The sequence below is a fragment of the Pseudooctadecabacter sp. genome (genome assembly GCF_020627745.1).
Classification (GTDB): domain Bacteria; phylum Pseudomonadota; class Alphaproteobacteria; order Rhodobacterales; family Rhodobacteraceae; genus Octadecabacter.
This window is the reverse complement of record NZ_JAHDGE010000002.1, coordinates 1-17075: the sequence shown is the minus strand read 5'-3', so window position 1 is coordinate 17075 and position 17075 is coordinate 1. Positions and strand designations below refer to the sequence as shown.

General features: G+C 61.1%; 21 protein-coding genes and 2 tRNA genes. 13 read left to right on the top strand and 10 right to left on the bottom strand.

Annotated elements, in window-relative coordinates; genetic code table 11:
• A partial coding sequence (locus QZ653_RS01135; protein WP_296417125.1) for an ATP-dependent helicase occupies positions 1 to 1509 on the bottom strand: 1509 nt, incomplete at its 3' end.
• Between the two features lie 321 nt (positions 1510 to 1830).
• On the opposite strand from QZ653_RS01135, the gene QZ653_RS01130 reads away from it, so the two are divergent.
• The 5 genes from QZ653_RS01130 (at position 1831) to QZ653_RS01110 (ending at position 7508) form a co-directional block, all read left to right on the top strand.
• Positions 1831 to 5274, top strand: a complete 3444-nt coding sequence (locus tag QZ653_RS01130) for a pyruvate carboxylase (RefSeq protein WP_296417124.1) — start codon at positions 1831 to 1833, stop codon at positions 5272 to 5274.
• Positions 5275 to 5392: 118 nt separating this feature from the next.
• Complete coding sequence (locus tag QZ653_RS01125) at positions 5393 to 5779, top strand: VOC family protein (protein WP_296417261.1); 387 nt, start codon at positions 5393 to 5395, stop codon at positions 5777 to 5779.
• Positions 5780 to 6043: 264 nt separating this feature from the next.
• Positions 6044 to 6862, top strand: a complete 819-nt coding sequence (locus tag QZ653_RS01120) for a YdiY family protein (protein WP_296417123.1) — start codon at positions 6044 to 6046, stop codon at positions 6860 to 6862.
• A 90-nt stretch (positions 6863 to 6952) separates the two neighbouring features.
• On the top strand, positions 6953 to 7339 hold the full coding sequence (locus tag QZ653_RS01115) for an MAPEG family protein (protein WP_296417122.1): 387 nt from the start codon (positions 6953 to 6955) through the stop codon (positions 7337 to 7339).
• 94 nt (positions 7340 to 7433) lie between these two features.
• A tRNA-Gly gene (locus QZ653_RS01110) sits at positions 7434 to 7508 on the top strand.
• An 86-nt stretch (positions 7509 to 7594) separates the two neighbouring features.
• Here the strand turns inward: QZ653_RS01110 and QZ653_RS01105 are convergent.
• Positions 7595 to 8182: a GNAT family N-acetyltransferase gene (locus QZ653_RS01105; RefSeq protein WP_296417121.1), complete on the bottom strand. Its 588-nt coding sequence runs from the start codon at positions 8180 to 8182 to the stop codon at positions 7595 to 7597.
• Positions 8183 to 8308: 126 nt separating this feature from the next.
• Here QZ653_RS01105 and QZ653_RS01100 point away from each other — a divergent pair, with 126 nt between their 5' ends.
• The 3 genes from QZ653_RS01100 (at position 8309) to hisH (ending at position 10336) form a co-directional block, all read left to right on the top strand.
• Complete coding sequence (locus QZ653_RS01100; protein ID WP_296417120.1) at positions 8309 to 8998, top strand: tetratricopeptide repeat protein; 690 nt, start codon at positions 8309 to 8311, stop codon at positions 8996 to 8998.
• A 108-nt stretch (positions 8999 to 9106) separates the two neighbouring features.
• Positions 9107 to 9694, top strand: coding sequence for an imidazoleglycerol-phosphate dehydratase HisB (gene hisB, locus QZ653_RS01095; protein WP_296417119.1), 588 nt, complete (start codon positions 9107 to 9109; stop codon positions 9692 to 9694).
• A 3-nt stretch (positions 9695 to 9697) separates the two neighbouring features.
• Positions 9698 to 10336 carry an imidazole glycerol phosphate synthase subunit HisH gene (gene hisH, locus QZ653_RS01090; protein WP_296417118.1) on the top strand — a complete coding sequence of 213 codons (639 nt, stop codon included), beginning with the start codon at positions 9698 to 9700 and terminating at the stop codon, positions 10334 to 10336.
• Positions 10337 to 10428: 92 nt separating this feature from the next.
• Here hisH and QZ653_RS01085 read toward each other — a convergent pair whose 3' ends face one another.
• Positions 10429 to 10815, bottom strand: a complete 387-nt coding sequence (locus QZ653_RS01085) for a DUF2147 domain-containing protein (RefSeq protein ID WP_296417117.1) — start codon at positions 10813 to 10815, stop codon at positions 10429 to 10431.
• Positions 10816 to 10951: 136 nt separating this feature from the next.
• Here QZ653_RS01085 and hisA point away from each other — a divergent pair, with 136 nt between their 5' ends.
• Positions 10952 to 11671 (top strand): 1-(5-phosphoribosyl)-5-[(5-phosphoribosylamino)methylideneamino]imidazole-4-carboxamide isomerase, encoded by a 720-nt coding sequence (gene hisA, locus QZ653_RS01080; RefSeq protein ID WP_296417116.1) that lies wholly within the window; start codon positions 10952 to 10954, stop codon positions 11669 to 11671.
• A gap of 9 nt (positions 11672 to 11680) precedes the next feature.
• Here hisA and QZ653_RS01075 read toward each other — a convergent pair whose 3' ends face one another.
• Together QZ653_RS01075 and QZ653_RS01070 are read right to left on the bottom strand one after the other, a co-directional pair.
• A complete protein-coding gene (locus tag QZ653_RS01075) occupies positions 11681 to 11974 on the bottom strand; it encodes a hypothetical protein (protein ID WP_296417115.1) in 294 nt (97 codons plus the stop codon).
• Between the two features lie 89 nt (positions 11975 to 12063).
• A complete protein-coding gene (locus QZ653_RS01070; protein ID WP_296417114.1) occupies positions 12064 to 12510 on the bottom strand; it encodes a DUF302 domain-containing protein in 447 nt (148 codons plus the stop codon).
• A gap of 102 nt (positions 12511 to 12612) precedes the next feature.
• Between QZ653_RS01070 and hisF the strand changes: the two genes are divergently transcribed.
• From hisF to QZ653_RS01055, 3 genes are read left to right on the top strand one after another with little or no spacing between them, the layout of a single operon-like run.
• Positions 12613 to 13371, top strand: coding sequence for an imidazole glycerol phosphate synthase subunit HisF (gene hisF / locus QZ653_RS01065; RefSeq protein WP_296417113.1), 759 nt, complete (start codon positions 12613 to 12615; stop codon positions 13369 to 13371).
• Between the two features lies 1 nt (position 13372).
• Positions 13373 to 13675 (top strand): phosphoribosyl-ATP diphosphatase, encoded by a 303-nt coding sequence (locus QZ653_RS01060; protein ID WP_296417112.1) that lies wholly within the window; start codon positions 13373 to 13375, stop codon positions 13673 to 13675.
• Entirely contained in the window at positions 13672 to 13965 is a 294-nt protein-coding gene (locus QZ653_RS01055) for a Dabb family protein (RefSeq protein ID WP_296417110.1), read from the top strand. The genes QZ653_RS01060 and QZ653_RS01055 overlap by 4 nt, the downstream gene beginning before the upstream one ends.
• Before the next feature lie 63 nt (positions 13966 to 14028).
• Here QZ653_RS01055 and QZ653_RS01050 read toward each other — a convergent pair whose 3' ends face one another.
• From QZ653_RS01050 to rlmB, 5 genes are all read right to left on the bottom strand, one after another.
• Positions 14029 to 14493, bottom strand: coding sequence for a CoA-binding protein (locus QZ653_RS01050; RefSeq protein ID WP_296417109.1), 465 nt, complete (start codon positions 14491 to 14493; stop codon positions 14029 to 14031).
• A 173-nt stretch (positions 14494 to 14666) separates the two neighbouring features.
• Positions 14667 to 15122, bottom strand: coding sequence for a YHS domain-containing (seleno)protein (locus QZ653_RS01045; RefSeq protein ID WP_296417108.1), 456 nt, complete (start codon positions 15120 to 15122; stop codon positions 14667 to 14669).
• Positions 15123 to 15207: 85 nt separating this feature from the next.
• Positions 15208 to 15663, bottom strand: a complete 456-nt coding sequence (locus QZ653_RS01040; protein WP_296417107.1) for a YHS domain-containing (seleno)protein — start codon at positions 15661 to 15663, stop codon at positions 15208 to 15210.
• A 114-nt stretch (positions 15664 to 15777) separates the two neighbouring features.
• On the bottom strand, positions 15778 to 16089 hold the full coding sequence (locus QZ653_RS01035) for a hypothetical protein (RefSeq protein WP_296417106.1): 312 nt from the start codon (positions 16087 to 16089) through the stop codon (positions 15778 to 15780).
• Positions 16090 to 16104: 15 nt separating this feature from the next.
• Positions 16105 to 16878, bottom strand: coding sequence for a 23S rRNA (guanosine(2251)-2'-O)-methyltransferase RlmB (rlmB, locus tag QZ653_RS01030; RefSeq protein ID WP_296417104.1), 774 nt, complete (start codon positions 16876 to 16878; stop codon positions 16105 to 16107).
• Between the two features lie 112 nt (positions 16879 to 16990).
• Between rlmB and QZ653_RS01025 the strand changes: the two genes are divergently transcribed.
• Positions 16991 to 17074, top strand: a tRNA-Tyr gene (locus tag QZ653_RS01025).
• Position 17075 lies beyond the last annotated feature (1 nt).

The following is a 17075-nucleotide window of genomic DNA, read 5'->3' as shown; positions in this document are numbered from 1 at the left end:
CCACCGGTCCAACCCCTGCACCAATTCACGCAGCGCTGCGCCACCTTTGCCCTTGATCAACCCGCCCTCGACGCACAGCCGCGCGCCTTCGACCAGGTTCACCCCATTCGTGCGCGCCGTGGTCTGGATCGTCTGCACCGCCTTGTCGCCAAGGCCGCGTTTGGGGGTGTTCACGATCCTCTCGAACGCCAGATCATCGTCCTGGCTGACAGCGAGCCGGAAATAGGCCATGGCATCGCGGATCTCCATCCGTTCGTAAAAGCGCGGACCCCCGATGACGCGGTACGGCAACCCGATGGTCAAAAACCGGTCCTCAAAGGCACGCATCTGATGCGACGCGCGCACCAAGATCGCCATATCGTTGAGGTTCATCGGATCAATCCCGCGCGTGCCCCGCTGCATCGCCTCGATCTCTTCGCCGATCCAGCGCGCCTCGGTCTCCCCGTCCCAATGGCCGATCAGACGCACCTGTTCGCCGTCTTCGCCGGTCGTGAACAAGGTCTTGCCCAGACGGCCTTTGTTGGCCTCGATCACACCCGCGGCGGCCCCCAGAATATGCCCGGTCGAGCGGTAATTCTGTTCCAGCCGCACAACGACGGCGCCCGGAAAATCCTTTTCAAACCGCAGGATGTTGCCCACTTCGGCCCCGCGCCAGCCATAGATCGACTGGTCGTCATCGCCGACGCAACAGATGTTCTTGTGCCCCTGCGCCAACAGCCGCAGCCACATATACTGGGCCACGTTCGTATCCTGATATTCGTCCACCAGAATGTAGCGGAACCAACGTTGATACTGCTGCAAGACATCGTCGTGCTGTTGAAAAATCGTCACCATGTGCAGCAACAAATCGCCAAAATCGCAGGCGTTCAGATCCTTCATCCGCTGCTGATAGGCCGCGTAAAGATCAATGCCCTTGCCGTCGTAGGCACTGCTCTCGGCCACAGGCACCTGGCCCGGCGTCCATGCCTTGTTTTTCCAGCCGTCGATGATGCCCGACAACATTCGCGCAGGCCAGCGTTTGTCATCAATATTGCTGGCCGCCACCAGTTGCTTGAGCAGACGAAGCTGATCATCCGTGTCCAGAATGGTGAAATTCGACTTCAACCCGACCAATTCCGCATGACGGCGGAGCAGCTTTACACAGATCGCATGGAACGTGCCCAGCCACGGCATCCCCTCGATATGGCCCGTCAACGCCCCCACCCGCGTCTTCATCTCGCGCGCGGCTTTGTTGGTGAATGTGACCGCCAAAATCTCGTTCGGCCGCGCCGATCCTGTGGCCAGCAAATGCGCAATCCGCGCCGTCAACGCCTTGGTCTTGCCCGTCCCGGCCCCTGCCAGCATCAACACAGGACCATCCAGCGCCTCAACCGCCTCGCGCTGTGCGGGGTTCAGCCCGTCCAGATAGGGCGTGGCAAACCCCGCCATCGCGCGGGCGGACAAAGACCCGCCCGCAGCACGCGGAACGGAGGCAGCCTCAAAGGCTTCATCATCGGAATAACTGCTCATCTGTTCTATCTAGCGCGGCAGGACGGTCAAGAAAACCCCATGTTCGCGCTCTGTTCGCCCCACCGGCACATCTTGCACAAACCGGCGGTGTTCAGGCCCCGCCTTGCGTTTCTCTGGTTCAAAAATACCTGAAACGCCAACGCTGCCCCCCATCGCCCCGCCCTCCTAGGCGCGCGCCCTTCACCCCGCACCGCCAAAATTCGCAGAATTTTGGCCCCCCGCCCGCCGCAGGCGCTTGGGGCTCTACCCAGTACTACCCGTTTACACCCCGCCCAAATTCGCCATAAATGCCGCAACTGCAAAATAAAGGGGCCCGTCCACATGGCTGACTTCAAAAAAATCCTGATCGCAAACCGCGGCGAAATCGCCATCCGCATCATGCGGGCCGCCAACGAGATGGGCAAAAAGACAGTCGCGGTCTTCGCTGAAGAGGACAAATTGGGTCTGCACCGCTTCAAGGCGGACGAAGCCTACCGCATCGGTGAGGGCCTCGGCCCTGTCGCGGCCTACCTCAGCATCGACGAGATGATCCGCGTGGCCAAGGACAGCGGCGCCGATGCCATTCACCCCGGCTATGGTCTGCTGTCCGAGAACCCTGATTTCGTCGACGCCTGCCACGCCAACGGCATCAAATTCATCGGCCCGCGCGCAGAAACCATGCGCGCCCTGGGCGATAAGGCCAGCGCGCGGCGCGTCGCGATTGAGGCCGGCGTGCCTGTTATTCCTGCCACGGAAGTGCTGGGCGATGACATGGCCGCCATCAAGAAAGAGGCCAAAGAGGTGGGCTACCCCCTGATGCTTAAGGCGTCATGGGGCGGCGGCGGGCGCGGGATGCGCCCCATCATGTCCGAAGACGAGCTTGAGGAAAAAGTCCTCGAAGGTCGCCGTGAGGCCGAGGCCGCCTTTGGCAATGGCGAAGGCTATCTCGAAAAGATGATCCTGCGTGCGCGCCATGTCGAGGTTCAGATCCTGGGCGACAGCCACGGGCAAATCTATCACCTCTGGGAACGTGATTGTTCCGTCCAGCGCCGCAACCAGAAGGTCATCGAACGCGCCCCTGCCCCCTACCTCAGCGGCACCCAGCGTGAACAGCTGTGCAATCTGGGCAAGAAAATCTGCGAACACGTGAATTACGAATGCGCGGGCACGGTCGAATTCCTGATGGATATGGATTCGGGCGAGTTCTATTTCATCGAAGTGAACCCCCGCGTGCAGGTCGAACACACCGTGACCGAAGAGGTGACCGGCATCGACATTGTGCAGGCCCAGATCAAAATCGCCGAGGGTAAATCCCTGGTTGAGGCCACGGGCTGCGCGTCTCAGTATGACGTCAAACTCGACGGTCACGCGCTGCAAACCCGTGTGACGACCGAAGACCCCTCCAACAACTTCATCCCCGATTATGGCCGCATCCAGACCTACCGCAGCGCCACGGGCATGGGCATTCGTCTGGACGGCGGCACTGCCTATTCGGGCGCTGTGATCACCCGCTATTACGACAGCTTGCTGACCAAAGTGACCGCTTGGGCCCCCACGCCCGAAGCCGCGATCAGCCGCATGGACCGCGCCTTGCGTGAATTTCGTATTCGCGGTGTCAGCACCAACATCGCCTTTGTGGAAAACCTGCTGAAACACCCGACCTTCCTGAACTACGAATACCACACCAAGTTCATCGACGAGACGCCGGAGCTGTTCAACTTCAAGGCGCGCCGCGACCGCGCCACCAAAATCCTGACCTATATCGCGGACATCACCGTCAACGGGCACCCCGAAACCCAAGGCCGCGCCCTGCCCGGGCCAGAGGCCATCGCGCCCAAAGCGCCCGTTCCCCGCGTCGAAGACCCCAAGCCCGGCACGCGCCAGATCCTCGACCAATTCGGGCCGGAGGCTGTGGCCGACTGGATGCGCGACCAATCCCAGCTGCTGATCACCGACACCACCATGCGTGACGGGCACCAGTCCTTGCTGGCGACCCGCATGCGGTCCATCGACATGATCCGCGTGGCCCCGACCTATGCGGCAAATATGTCGTCGCTGTTTTCCGTGGAATGCTGGGGCGGGGCGACGTTCGATGTGGCCTACCGGTTCTTGCAGGAATGCCCGTGGCAGCGCCTGCGCGACATCCGCGCCAAGATGCCGAACATCATGACACAAATGTTGCTGCGTGCCTCCAACGGTGTGGGCTACACCAACTATCCTGACAATGTCGTGCAGGAATTTGTCCGTCAGGCCGCCGTCAGCGGTGTCGATGTATTCCGCGTGTTCGACAGCCTCAACTGGGTGGAAAACATGCGCGTGGCGATGGATGCGGTGATCAAGGCCGAAAAGGTCTGCGAAGGCACGATTTGCTACACCGGGGACATCAACGATCCGGACCGCGCCAAGTATGACCTGAAATACTACGTCGGCATGGCCAAAGATCTTGAGGCCGCAGGCGCCCACGTTCTGGGCCTCAAAGACATGGCCGGATTGCTGAAACCCAAGGCGGCAACCCAGCTTGTGAAGGCGCTGAAGGAAGAAGTCGGCCTGCCGATCCACTTCCACACCCACGACACCTCTGGCGCTGCGATTGCCACTGTCCTCGCTGCGTCCGAGGCTGGCGTTGATGTGATCGACGCGGCGATGGATGCGCTGTCCGGCAACACGTCCCAGCCGACGCTGGGGTCGATCGTTGAGGCGTTGAAGCACACGGACCGCGACACGGGGCTGGACGTGGGCGCGATCCGTGAGATCAGCAATTACTGGGAAACCGTCCGCGCCCATTATGCCGCGTTTGAGTCCGGCCTGCAGGCCCCCGCGTCCGAGGTTTACTTGCACGAAATGCCCGGCGGTCAGTTCACCAACCTTAAGGCGCAAGCGCGGTCCTTGGGGCTGGAAGAACGCTGGCATGAGGTCGCCCAGACCTATGCGGATGTGAACCAGATGTTTGGCGATATCGTGAAGGTCACGCCGTCCTCCAAAGTGGTGGGCGACATGGCGCTGATGATGGTCAGCCAGAACCTGACACGGGCCGAGGTTGAAGACCCCAAGACCGATGTGTCCTTCCCTGACAGCGTCGTGGACATGATGCGCGGCAATCTGGGCCAGCCCCCCGGCGGCTTCCCCGACACCATCGTCAAAAAGGTGCTGAAAGGCGAGAAACCCAATCTTGAACGCCCCGGTGCCTCCTTGCCGCCCGTTGATCTTGAAAAGGTCCGCGCAGAGGTGTCCGCCAAACTGGGCGGTGCCGAGATCGACGACGAAGATCTGAACGCCTACCTGATGTATCCCAAGGTCTATCTGGATTACGCCCAGCGCCACGAAACCTATGGCCCCGTGCGCACCCTGCCCACGCGGACATTCTTCTACGGGATGGAGCCGTCCGAGGAGATCACGGCAGAAATCGACCCCGGCAAGACGCTGGAAATCCGGATGCAGGCGGTGGCAGAGACCAATGAAGAAGGCGAAGTGAAGGTCTTTTTCGAACTCAACGGCCAGCCCCGCACCATCCGCGTGCCCAACCGTATGGTCACCGCCAACACCGTGCAGCGGCCCAAGGCCGAAGCGGGCAATGACAACCACATCGGCGCGCCTATGCCCGGGGTTGTGGCCTCAGTGGCGGCGACGGTGGGCCAGAAGGTCAAGGAAGGCGATCTGTTGCTGACGATTGAGGCGATGAAGATGGAAACCGGCATCCACGCCGAACGGGATGCAACGATCAAGGCCGTGCACATCACCGCTGGTGGCCAGATTGATGCCAAGGACCTGCTGATCGAGTTGGAGTGATCAAAATTCGCGAATTTTGATGGGCCGCCAAATTTCGCGAAATTTGGCCCGGCCTCAAAAGTAATTGTCAGGGGCAGCGTTTTACGAAACGCTGCCCCTGATGTCTTTTGGGGGTGCCATGCAACGTCTGTCGTCCGTGTCGATCCTGGTGCCCAGCTACGCCGAAGGCCTTCGGTTTTTCGTGGACACCTTGGGCTTTGATCTGATCTGCGACATCGACGAGGGACACAAGCGATGGGTCAAGGTCGCACCGCGCGGGGCGGAAACGGCCTTTATCCTCGCACAGGCCAGCACCCCCGAACAGGTGGCGGCCATCGGCAGGCAATGTGGCGGGCGGGTTTGGCTGATCCTCCAAACCGACGATTTCGCACGCGATCACGCGGCCTATCTGGACGCAGGCGTGCAATTTGAAGAGGCCCCCAGATCGGAAACCTACGGCACCGTCGCCGTTTTCCGCGACCCCTTCGGCAATCGGTGGGATTTGATTGAATTCAGCGGTCAGTGATCGGTCAAGCGCCAGGGCGCATCGCACAGTGTTACGCTGTGCAAAAATCTTGACATTCCAAGTGCTTAAAAAGTTCCAAATTTCCTTGAGCAGCTGCGTCATAGGCTAAAACCCGCCCAAAATGACGCTGCGCCTCGGCGGTAAACCCGCAGGGTTATGCCGCATCCCGTTTTCCCCCTAGTTCGGCCTGCAAAGGGGCGTATGTCCGTAACAGATCACCGGCGCATGTCGCGTCGGGCAACGATGACAACGAAAGTTACAGATATGAAAACGACAACTCTTCTGCTCGCGGGCACTGCAGCGACTTTGCTGGCGACATCCGCATTCGCACAGACCGCTCTGAGCACCTCCGCTGCGGAAGACCGCATCGAAGCCCTCAACGAAAGCATCGCTGACGACTTCGAACGCGATCAAACCGTCTTCGGCAACGAAGGCCGCGCTCTCGGGTTTACCGGTGCCATGTCCCTTCAGGCGACAGCAACCTCCGGCAACACCGAAACCACGTCCTTGGGTCTGGGTACGAACTTCGGCTATTATGACGGCATGAACGGCTATGAGCTGCAGCTGTCCTACCAGTACAACGAAGACGAAGGCGGCGTGTCCGAAGACAGCCTGCTTTACGAACTGGAATACACACGTGATCTGGGTGCCGCTTACTATGCGTTTGCCAAACTTCAGGGCACCGTGGACAGCTTCCCGACAGAAACATCCGACAACTTCCTTGGCGCTGGTCTGGGCTACCGCGTTTACAACACCCGCGACATCCAGTGGGATGTGCAGGCCGGTGTCGGCTACCGCGTTGCGGATTTGACCGGTGTGGATGATCTGGACGAAGGCGCGCTGAGCCTGTCTTCAAGCTACTACAACCGCATCAACGAAGCGGTCGCGATCACCATGGACACAGACATCATCGGGTCCGAATCCGGCACCCGCGTGTTCAACGATCTGGGCCTGAACGTGTCCATGACCGAAACACTGGCACTGCGCACGTCGCTTATCACCGAATACGACACCGATCCCGCCCCCGGCGTGGAAGACACCGACAACGCACTGGGCGTGTCCGTGGTCTATAACTTCAACTAAAGCACCTGGGGCCGCGCCCCATCTTGTGTTTGCATGATCATTTTCGGGGGCGGCTTGCGTTTTGCAGCCGCCCCCGTCACGTTCGCGGGTATGATCACATCCCTTTATGCTGTCCCGCTCGCCCTCATCTACCTTGCGCTGTCCGCGCGGGTGATCACCTACCGGCGCGGACACAAGCTGGGTCTGGGAGATCACGGCGACAAAAGTCTGCTGAAACGGATGCGCGCCCATGCCAACTTTGCAGAATACGCGCCCTTTGCATTGGTGCTGATGGGGCTTGCGGAATGGCAGGGTGCCTCTGCAATCGTGATCCATGGCATCGGTGTCTTGCTGCTGGCCGGTCGTGCGGCACATGCCTATGGCTTTTCTGCATCGCCTCCCAAAATGAAACTGCGGGTCAACGGGATGTTGGCCACCTTCGCTTCGATCGTGCTGTCCGTATTGGCGATCCTCTGGCAGGCGACAGTCGGCGGTTGACCCGTGTGGCCGAGCGCCGGAAAAATCTCCGATTTGGTGATTTTTCCTCTTGCGGGGCACGGCCAGACTTTATAGATCGGCCTCACGAAATGATGCGGGCGTAGCTCAGGGGTAGAGCATAACCTTGCCAAGGTTAGGGTCGGGCGTTCGAATCGCCTCGCCCGCTCCATTTCGAAGACCGGGGTCACCCATCCCGCGAAAGAAACCACCCTCCGGGGTGGTTTTTTCGTTTCCGGCCCTGCCTGTCGGGCGATCTCAGATAACCGGTTCCTGAGGGGCGCAGTCGGAGGGCAAAACCCCGATCTTGCGCGGATCGTCCGCAATCTCGATCTGCCGTTTGTAGGCGGTAAAGCCGCTGCGCATGTAGAACGGCAGTGCCTGCGGGCTGTCGAGGGTGCAGGTATGGACATGAAACCGGCGGATCGGCCGCGCCCACGCGATGTCCAGCGCCTGTTCCATCAACCACCGTCCCGTCCCGGTGCCCACCAATGCGCGGGTCAGGCCGAAATAGCCAAGCTCGCACGCCTGCGCGGTGCGAAAATCAAGTTCCAACAGCCCTTCGTCACGCCCGTCAACACGCACGGAAAAGACCAGCACATCATCGCGATGCAGGATCGCCGAAAGGTCACCGTCTTTCAGCCCTAGACGCGAAAACCACATCCAGTCCCGCCCCCCCACACGCATGAACAGATCGCGGTACCAGTCCGGATCGGGTTTGGGGTGCTCGACCAGCTGTGCGGCCACCGGCCTCACATTACGCGGGGCCGGTCTTTCGAACATCTGCAAATGTGTGACCACAGCCGCGATCTTGCCATCGGGCACGTCCAGAAACTCTGACTGCATAGGGTGGCCTTTCTCAATTCTGCCGCATTAATTCCCCGACATGGCCGCGGGGGTCCCTGATTTCCGCCACGGGTAAACGGTTTGTTCACGAATAAGAAACATCATCCTGTTGAGGAGACGCCCCCCGTGATCCCTGCCCCGCAGACACCATCAGACAGGCACCCGAACGTAAAGGGGCATCCGCCCGGCGGCCTGACATCGGCCGAGGCTTTGGCGCGGCTGGAACGGCTGAAGGAACGCCCTCGTCGCGCTGTCAAAGTGCTGGAACCGCACCTGCATTTGTGCGTGGACGATCGCATCGCGCGGGCGCTGATGGATTGTGCCCTGCTGGGCCGCCGGTTCGACGTCGCCGAGGCTATTCTGAAAGTGGCCGATGATCCATCGGGTTGTATGGCCGCGCAGCTGTGGCTGGCGCGTGATGACGCCGCACAGGCCGCCGCTGCGTTGCGCCATCCGCCGGACACGGCGCTTGATCGGGCGCGGTTCTTCGGCTTGCAGGTGCGGGCGCTCGCCCTGTCAGGCGACTACACCGCCGCCGTCAGTGCCGCATTCCGCTGGGCCTGTGATCTGCCCGGCACGCCGATGCCATACCGGACCCTTGCCCGTGCCCTCGCCCGACAGGACGATCCAAGGGCGCAGGACTGGTTTGAATGTGCCATCGCCGTCACCGGCGGACATACCACAAGCCACCTTGATCTGGCCGAACACCTGATCAAGCTTGGCAAACACCGGACCGCGCGCGCCCACCTTGATATCGTGTCCCATGCACGGGGCGACACCGCCCGGCGGCGGGACAGACTTCTTCAGGCAATCTGACGGCCTGTTGCCGATCCGCAAAGGCGGGCTTCAATTTCGGCCAAGCCGCTTGGCCTGACCCGCAGCACGCACTATAGAACGCGCGAACCTTTAACAGGACGACCGCCCATGCGCCGCAGCACCATCACCCGCAAAACCGCCGAAACCGACATCACGGTCGAAATCAATCTCGATGGCACCGGCGCGTATGACAACCAGACCGGCGTGGGCTTTTTCGACCACATGCTGGACCAACTGGCCCGCCACAGCCTGATCGACATGACAATCCGCGCCACGGGCGATCTGCATATCGACGATCACCACACGGTCGAAGACACCGGCATCGCGCTGGGTCAGGCCTTGGTCGAAGCCCTGGGCGACAAACGTGGCATCAACCGCTACGGCGATTGCCACCTTGCCATGGACGACGCCCAGGTGCGCTGCGCGCTGGATCTATCGGGCCGCCCATTCCTGATCTGCAATCTCGATCTGCCCACCGCCAAAATCGGCAGCTTTGACACCGAACTGGTGCGCGAATTCTTTCAGGCGCTCAGCACCCATGGCGGCATCACCTTGCACATCGACACATTGCACGGCTTCAACAGCCACCACATCGCCGAGGCCGCGTTCAAATCCGTGGCCCGTGCCCTGCGCACCGCGGTTGAAACCGACCCGCGCAAGGCGGATGCGATCCCGTCGACCAAGGGCGCGCTTTAGATCATGACCACCGTTCTGATCGACTATGACAGCGGCAACCTGCATTCGGCGCAAAAGGCGTTTGAACGGATGGCGGCGGAAACCGGCGCCGGTGCGGTGCGCGTGACCTCCGATCCGGACGTGGTGCGCACCGCCGACCGTATCGTGCTGCCCGGCGACGGGGCCTTCCCCCATTGCCGCGACCAGCTTTATGGCGTGTCCGGCATGGCCGAGGCGATCACCGAAGCGGTCCAGAAAGACGCCAAACCTTTCATGGGCATCTGTGTGGGCATGCAAATGCTGGCCCGTCGCGGTTTTGAGTATGAGGAAACCGAAGGCTTCGGCTGGATCGACGGTGAAATCCATAAGATCACGCCCGCCGATCCCACATTGCCCGTGCCCCATATGGGCTGGAACGATCTGGTCATCGAACAGGATCATCCGGTGTTGGCGGGTCTGAAAACGGGCGATCACGCCTATTTCGTCCACTCATGGCAGATGCAAATGACAGATCCCGCCCAGCGGCTGGCCCATTGCGACTACGCCGGTGACGTGACCGCGATTGTGGCGCGCGACACAATCATCGGCACGCAATTTCACCCCGAGAAAAGTCAGGACGCCGGTTTGCGCCTGATCGGCAATTTCCTCAACTGGGCACCCTGACGCCACAGCGGAAACGAAAAAACCCGAAGCCTGTCAAAGACTTCGGGTTCATTCTTTAGACGATCAGACAGGTCTTACTGACGTGTCCCCTCTTATTGACGTGTCCATGTGCCGCCATCGCGGCAAATGCCCAGCACACAGCCGTTTACGGACAAGGTGTTGCCGTTCAGCTGTAGCCGCGAATTATAGGTCCGGTCGCGGTCGGGCGAATACACCTTGCCGCGATACTCACCGCCGCCCTGTGGCACGGTTTCGGAAATGATCTGGCGGCCTACGTTGGCCGTCTGGATCTGGTTGCCACTGGCGTCAAATGCACGGATCAGCGTGCCGCACAGTGCATTGCCGCACGGGGCCACCTGAATAAGGCCGCTGTTGCCATTGTCATCCTGCGCCGTGCGCCACGTTCCCAAAAGGGGTTCTGCCGCCGCAGCACCCGCAAATCCGATGATGGCCGCCAGTGTAAGTGTAAAGGTCTTCATGTTGGTCTCCTCCCTGAGATTGCAGCCACCTTGCCCATGCGCGGTGATTCCAATCAACCGTGACGTAGGGTCCGCAGCCCGTTGCATCCCGTCCTCCCCCGTGCAAAACCGCGCGCATCTGACGAAAGGAAACGCCATGATCCTCTATCCCGCCATCGACCTTAAAGACGGCCAGGCCGTGCGTCTTGTTCACGGGGATATGGATCAAACGACCGTCTTTAACGACGATCCGGCAGCACAGGCGCGGACATTCGTCGAGGCAGGGTGCGAATGGCTGCATCTGGTCGATCTGAATGGCGCGTTTGCAGGCACCCCTGTCAACGCCGCCCCGGTGGAGGCGATCCTCAAGGCTTGCCCCGTCCCCGCCCAACTGGGCGGCGGCATCCGCGATATGGCCACGATCGAGGCGTGGATCGACAAGGGCCTCGCCCGTGTGATTCTCGGCACAGTCGCTGTGGAAAACCCCGACCTCGTGCGCGAAGCCGCGCGGGAATTCCCCGGCAAGGTTGCCGTGGGACTTGATGCGCGCAACGGGTTTGTCGCCACGAAGGGCTGGGCGGAAGAAACCGACGTGCAGGTGACCGAGCTTGCCAAATCCTTTGAGGACGCAGGCATCGCCGCCATCATCTACACCGACATCCTGCGGGACGGCGCGATGAAAGGGCCCAATATCACGGCCACAGAAAACCTCGCCCGCGCCGTGAGCATTCCCGTGATCGCATCCGGTGGCGTGTCCTCAATGGACGATCTTATCGCGTTGAAACAGACGGGCGTCATCGCAGGCGCGATTTCAGGACGTGCATTGTACGACGGCGCGATTGATCTCGGGGCAGCCCTCGACGCGCTAAAAGACTGATCCGGACAGTCAGTCGAACAGGGCAGGCACCGGATTGCCCAGAACCGCGAAGGACGAAGTTGGCATAGACGCTTCAAAAACCGGCGCAGTTGTCAAAAACCGCGCCCGTTCAAGGTCCAGCATCTCGACCGCTTCGATATCAAACAGCGACATCAGCCGGTCGGACCTGTCCTGCGACGTCATTGAAAACGCCGATATGTCAAATCCAGTGTCCGTGATCAAAGACACCTGAACGGTGTCGGACATCACCGGTCCGGCAAGCAGACCGCACAGACCTGACAGGGCCACAAGATATGAACGCATCGCATTTCTCCTCTTCACTAGGCGAACCTGCGACACGCCCGTAAGTTCCCTGAAATCGCGGGCGGTCCGCATCAAACCCTCACCGCGCGTTATTCGGCCACCGCGGCGTCGGTCAGACGGTCCAGCGCTGCAGTCATCTTGCCGACGTATTCCGCGTCCTCCGGGATCGTCAGACCGTCAAGAAACGTGGTGGGCGGCTCCCACGCGACGACGGCGCGGCCATCTTCGGCCTCAAAAACCAGAACACGTAATGGCAGGGCCAGCCCCGCCAGAGGATCGTCCTGCATCGCGGGCGTGCCCAAGGCAGGGTTGCCGAAAATCAGCAGCTGGGCAGGTGGCAATTCCATATCAACGCTTTGCGCACCCGCCGCATGATCGACGCGCGCAAAAACCGTGGCACCTGCCCCTTCCACAGCCGCGACCAGTTTGTCCATCGTCTCTGCCACACTTGCGGGGGCAATCTTGCTGACAACCTCGGCGGCGGCCGGCACAGCAGTTGCGATCATCAGGGCAGTGGCGCCAATGAGGTGTTTCATGGGGAACGTCCTTTTATGTGATATCAAAGACAGAACCCGCCAGCCGCGTCGTGGTTCCGCTCCCCCCTTCCCCTTGCGCCGGTTTCCGCCTAAACCGCCCCTATGCTCAAGACCCGGATCATCCCCTGCCTCGATGTTGCCAATGGCCGTGTGGTCAAGGGCGTCAACTTTGTCGACATCGTCGATGCCGGCGATCCGGTGGAAAGCGCGATCCGCTACAACGACATGGGCGCGGATGAGCTGTGTTTCCTCGACATCATGGCGACCGAGGAAAACCGCGGCACCATGTATGATCTGGCCACCCGCACGGCCGAGGCCTGTTTCATGCCGCTGACCATCGGCGGCGGCGTGCGTACCCACGATGATGTGCGCAAACTGCTTTTGGCGGGCGCTGACAAGGTGTCCTTCAACTCCGCCGCCGTCGCCAACCCCGATGTGCTGACCGAAGCCGCCTTGCGCTTCGGGTCTCAATGTATCGTCTGCGCCATTGACGCCAAAACCGTCGCCCCCAACCGGTGGGAGATTTTTACCCACGGCGGCCGCCGTCCCACCGGCATCGACGCGGTGGAATTTGCCCTGACAGCGCAGGCCAAGGGGGCGGGTGAAATCCTGCTGACGGCCATGGACAACGACGGCACGAAATCGGGTTTCAATCTGGCCCTGACAAAGGCCGTGACCGATGCGGTCACGATCCCCGTCATCGCCTCCGGTGGCGTCGGCACGTTGGATCATCTGGTCGATGGCGTGACGAAAGGCGGCGCATCCGCCGTGCTGGCCGCCTCCATTTTTCACTTCGGCACATTTACCATTCCTCAAGCCAAGGCGCATATGCAGGCCGCTGGCGTCCCTGTAAGGCTCTGATATGTCCCTTCACGATCTGGCAAAAACCATCGCGGCCCGCACCGGCGCTGACCCCGACACCAGCTGGACAGCGCGATTGCTGTCCACGCCCGACAAGGCGGCCGAAAAGTTTGGCGAAGAAGCGGTCGAGGCGATTATCGAGGCCACGAAAGGCGACACCGCCCGCCTGACGTCCGAAGCCGCCGACGTGATCTATCACCTGCTGGTGATGTGCGCCGCCCACGGGGTTACACTGGATGACATCGAAAGCGAACTGGCCCGCCGCACGGCCCAATCCGGCATCGCGGAAAAGGCCAGCCGATGATCCGGCATATCGCTTTCTTTTCCGCCTCCGACCCGACCCACCTTGACGAGATTGAGGCCGGCCTCTGGATCCTCAAAGACAACCCCCATGCGATCGCCTTCGCGGTCCACCGCAACCTCGCACTTGATGAAATTTCCGGCCCGCAACCCGATTTCATCGTCATGGCCGACCTGAAGGATGAGGATGCTCTGGCCGCCTACAAAGCCCACCCTCTTTATGCGGAATCAATCCGCCGCGTGCGCCCTTTGCGCGACGTGCGCATGGCCGCAGACCTGCACCTGCCGGACTGACGCGCCGCCCGTATCTCTGGTTCTGAAATACCTCGGGGTCCGGGGCCGCGCCCCGGTTCGACGTCAGAGTTTCGACGACACCACACCGGTGTTGAACCCGCCCATCCGCAATTCCCCGAACAAGCGCTGGTACTCGATCTTGGGACAGCGATTCTGGATCACGGTCACGCCGCGCGCCTCCGCCTTTGCGGCGGCCTCGGCGTGTTCTACCCCGATCTGCATCCAGATCGTCTGCAGGTCGGGCCAGCGCGCCAGCGCCTCCTCGACAATCGCGGGCACCGCGTCAGGGCGGCGGAAAATGTCGACCATATCCACATCAAACGGAATATCCGCCAACGTGCCGTAGACCGTCTCCCCGAACAGCATCTGCCCCGCCAGACCGGGGTTCACGGGGATCACCCGAAACCCCTTCAACGCCAGATAGCGCGCAACAAAATAGCTGGGACGCACAGGGTTCTTGGACACCCCGACCACCGCCACCGTTTTGGCCCGCTGCAGGACAGATTTCAAAAGGTCATCGCTATACATGCCCCCTCCTACCGCAGCACGCGTCCATAAAAAAGCGCCCTCAGCCAAAAGGCCGGGGCGCGAAGTCTTGGAACGAGGGACAATGAAACGCCGCAGCAAGGTTCCGATCGCTGCGTCTGATTATGAAATATGACTTCAAAGGTCCCGTTGAACCCCTCCTCGCCATTTTGTGATCAGTTCAGGACCTGCGGCCAGTTGGCGTCACCGGCGGCAATATTGCCCGGAATGTCACGGGCCCAACGCCGCTGGATGCGGGGCGAATAGTTCAGGTAAAGCTTGCCATCCACGATCTCCCACGCCTCGGGCACCACCGACGCGGTGTAGCCTTGCGATACGGCCCAGGCACAATAGCCGCCGTATTGCGGCGCAAAGGCCTCAGGGTCGGCCAGAAACGTGTCGCGATTCTCGGCAGAGGCAAAGTGCCACGTGGTGTCGTTCCATCGGGCCGCGAACTCTTCCGATCCGATCACAGGACGCCCTTGGGTGAAATAAGCCACGGGATCCGCGCCGCGAATGGCCGCCGTGCCATCGGAATAAAACGCAGGCTCCTGTGCCGTGACAGGCGCGGCAAAGGCCGCGGCCATGGGGGCCGCGACGGTGGCAGTCAGAAAGAAACGACGGGTCAGCATGGAAACCTCCGATGTTGGGTGCTGGTTTGAGGCAAGGGCGGCGCGGTCTGTATCAGCAAACCGCGCCGCCGTTCAGGGGTTTCGTTTACGCCAGAACGCCGGGCCAGTTGGCATCGGCCAGCGCGATGTTGCCGGGGATGTCCTCGGACCAGACCTGCCGGACGTTGACGGAATAATTCAGATACAACTTGTCTTCATGGATCGTCCACGCCTCAGGTACGGAGGTGGCGATGGCCCCTTTTGACAAGGCGAAAGCGCAATAGCCGCCGTACTGCGGGGCATAGGCCTCAGGGTTGCCCATGAAGGTTTCCATATTGTCCGCAGAGGCGAAGTGCCATGTGGCCCCTTCCCATTCCAGCGCGTGGTCCGCCGACCCAATCACAGGCGCCCCTTCGGTGAAAAAGGCCACCGGGTCTGCGCCGCGAATGGCCACGCCATCCACAGCAAAGACAGACGGCTTGGCTGCCATGGCAGGGCGGGCAAAAAGAAGGGCTGCGGGGGCGGCGGTGGCAGCGGCCAGCAAAGTACGACGAGAAATCATGTGGTGGTCCTTAGATATGTGTTGCGTTGCATCCTATCTGGACCAGCTTTTTGCGCAAAAATACCCCACCTCGCCGTTCTGTGACCAGCCGTGGGGGCGGCGTGCGCAAATGTTTCAATCAATAATGTCTTCGATAGCGTCCCATGCCTCTTCCATGAAGTGACGCAGCAACCCTTTGCGTTTCTTACGTTTTTTGGACTTCACAGCCTTTGGATGAGGCTGTTTGGGGTGGCTTGGTTTCGGGGCGAGACGCCGGGGGGCCGCTAGGCGCACGGGGGCAGCCTCGGGTGCCTTTCGTAACATTTTCAGATCGTGCAAAGGGGCGCCGCAGCTTGAGCAAACCAATTCATGACGGTCATCGCCCTTCAACACCAGCGCAGCCCGCGTGCCGCAGTAACAACAAGTGGCGATCTTCTGGGCGGGCATGGCAATCCTTCGGCGTTAGGGTTTTACTGCATATAGGGCGACAGCGGCCGCATTTGAGACGTTGAGCGATCCAAATTCGCCCGCAAAGTCGATTTTGACCAATTGGTCGCAGGTCTCTTTGGTTTTGTCGCGCAGGCCGGGGCCTTCCGCGCCCAGCACCAGAGCAATGGCACGGTCCCGTTTGCCGTCTACCGCAGCATCAATGGTGTCATCGGCCTCCCCGTCCAGTCCCAGCACCAGATACCCCATGCCCTGCAATTCTGTGATCGCGTCGGCCAGATTACGCACCCGCACGTAGGGCTGGCGTTCCATCGCCCCGCTGGCGGTTTTGGCCAAAGCGCCGGTTTCTGGGGCCGCATGGCGCGACATGGCCACCACGGCCTGCGCGCCGAACACCTCGGCAGATCGCAGAATCGCGCCGACGTTGTGGGGGTCGGTCACACGGTCCAGCAGCACGACGCGGGGGGGCCGTGTGCCGTCGCCCATGCAGGCCTCCTCCAGCTTGCCCCAATCCAGCGGTTTGACCTCTAACGCAGCGCCTTGGTGAACGGACTGCGGATCAATGGGGGCTGCAAACTTGCGCGGGTCGCTGATTTCGGGTTCAGGCCCATGGGCCACCGCATCGCCCAAACGGTCCAGCGCATTGCGCGTGACCACCAGCCGCAACTTTTCGCGCGCAGGGTTCATCAACGCATCGCGCACCGCATGCAGCCCGAAAAGCCACACCGTCTGCGCCGCGGCTGCCCGTTTGGCCTGCTCTTTTTCGACGACCCATTTTGGCTTTTTCATCGCATTATCCTATCCGTTTGCCCCCTCATGGGGGGTCCGCGCAAAAACCGCAAGCTTTGGGTCGGAATTGAGGTTGACGCCCAAAAGGGGCACAGCTATTCACCCCGCCAGTGGGCGACAGGCCGCAAGGTGTGGCAGGGGACTGTAACTCCCTCGCGGAGACGCACGCCTGGTTCGATTCCAGGGTCGCCCACCAC

What these genes read in the sequence shown, in the direction of transcription:
- QZ653_RS01060 (WP_296417112.1), top strand. Translation starts at nt 13,373, where the DNA reads ATGTCCCTTCACGATCTGGCAAAAACCATCGCGGCCCGCACCGGCGCT.
- QZ653_RS01070 (WP_296417114.1), bottom strand. Translation starts at nt 12,510, where the DNA reads ATGAAACACCTCATTGGCGCCACTGCCCTGATGATCGCAACTGCTGTG.
- QZ653_RS01085 (WP_296417117.1), bottom strand. Translation starts at nt 10,815, where the DNA reads ATGAAGACCTTTACACTTACACTGGCGGCCATCATCGGATTTGCGGGT.
- QZ653_RS01105 (WP_296417121.1), bottom strand. Translation starts at nt 8,182, where the DNA reads ATGCAGTCAGAGTTTCTGGACGTGCCCGATGGCAAGATCGCGGCTGTG.
- QZ653_RS01040 (WP_296417107.1), bottom strand. Translation starts at nt 15,663, where the DNA reads ATGATTTCTCGTCGTACTTTGCTGGCCGCTGCCACCGCCGCCCCCGCA.
- QZ653_RS01075 (WP_296417115.1), bottom strand. Translation starts at nt 11,974, where the DNA reads ATGCGTTCATATCTTGTGGCCCTGTCAGGTCTGTGCGGTCTGCTTGCC.
- hisB (WP_296417119.1), top strand. Translation starts at nt 9,107, where the DNA reads ATGCGCCGCAGCACCATCACCCGCAAAACCGCCGAAACCGACATCACG.
- QZ653_RS01125 (WP_296417261.1), top strand. Translation starts at nt 5,393, where the DNA reads ATGCAACGTCTGTCGTCCGTGTCGATCCTGGTGCCCAGCTACGCCGAA.
- QZ653_RS01115 (WP_296417122.1), top strand. Translation starts at nt 6,953, where the DNA reads ATGATCACATCCCTTTATGCTGTCCCGCTCGCCCTCATCTACCTTGCG.
- QZ653_RS01120 (WP_296417123.1), top strand. Translation starts at nt 6,044, where the DNA reads ATGAAAACGACAACTCTTCTGCTCGCGGGCACTGCAGCGACTTTGCTG.
- QZ653_RS01130 (WP_296417124.1), top strand. Translation starts at nt 1,831, where the DNA reads ATGGCTGACTTCAAAAAAATCCTGATCGCAAACCGCGGCGAAATCGCC.
- QZ653_RS01035 (WP_296417106.1), bottom strand. Translation starts at nt 16,089, where the DNA reads ATGCCCGCCCAGAAGATCGCCACTTGTTGTTACTGCGGCACGCGGGCT.
- QZ653_RS01045 (WP_296417108.1), bottom strand. Translation starts at nt 15,122, where the DNA reads ATGCTGACCCGTCGTTTCTTTCTGACTGCCACCGTCGCGGCCCCCATG.
- hisH (WP_296417118.1), top strand. Translation starts at nt 9,698, where the DNA reads ATGACCACCGTTCTGATCGACTATGACAGCGGCAACCTGCATTCGGCG.
- hisA (WP_296417116.1), top strand. Translation starts at nt 10,952, where the DNA reads ATGATCCTCTATCCCGCCATCGACCTTAAAGACGGCCAGGCCGTGCGT.
- QZ653_RS01055 (WP_296417110.1), top strand. Translation starts at nt 13,672, where the DNA reads ATGATCCGGCATATCGCTTTCTTTTCCGCCTCCGACCCGACCCACCTT.
- rlmB (WP_296417104.1), bottom strand. Translation starts at nt 16,878, where the DNA reads ATGAAAAAGCCAAAATGGGTCGTCGAAAAAGAGCAGGCCAAACGGGCA.
- QZ653_RS01050 (WP_296417109.1), bottom strand. Translation starts at nt 14,493, where the DNA reads ATGTATAGCGATGACCTTTTGAAATCTGTCCTGCAGCGGGCCAAAACG.
- hisF (WP_296417113.1), top strand. Translation starts at nt 12,613, where the DNA reads ATGCTCAAGACCCGGATCATCCCCTGCCTCGATGTTGCCAATGGCCGT.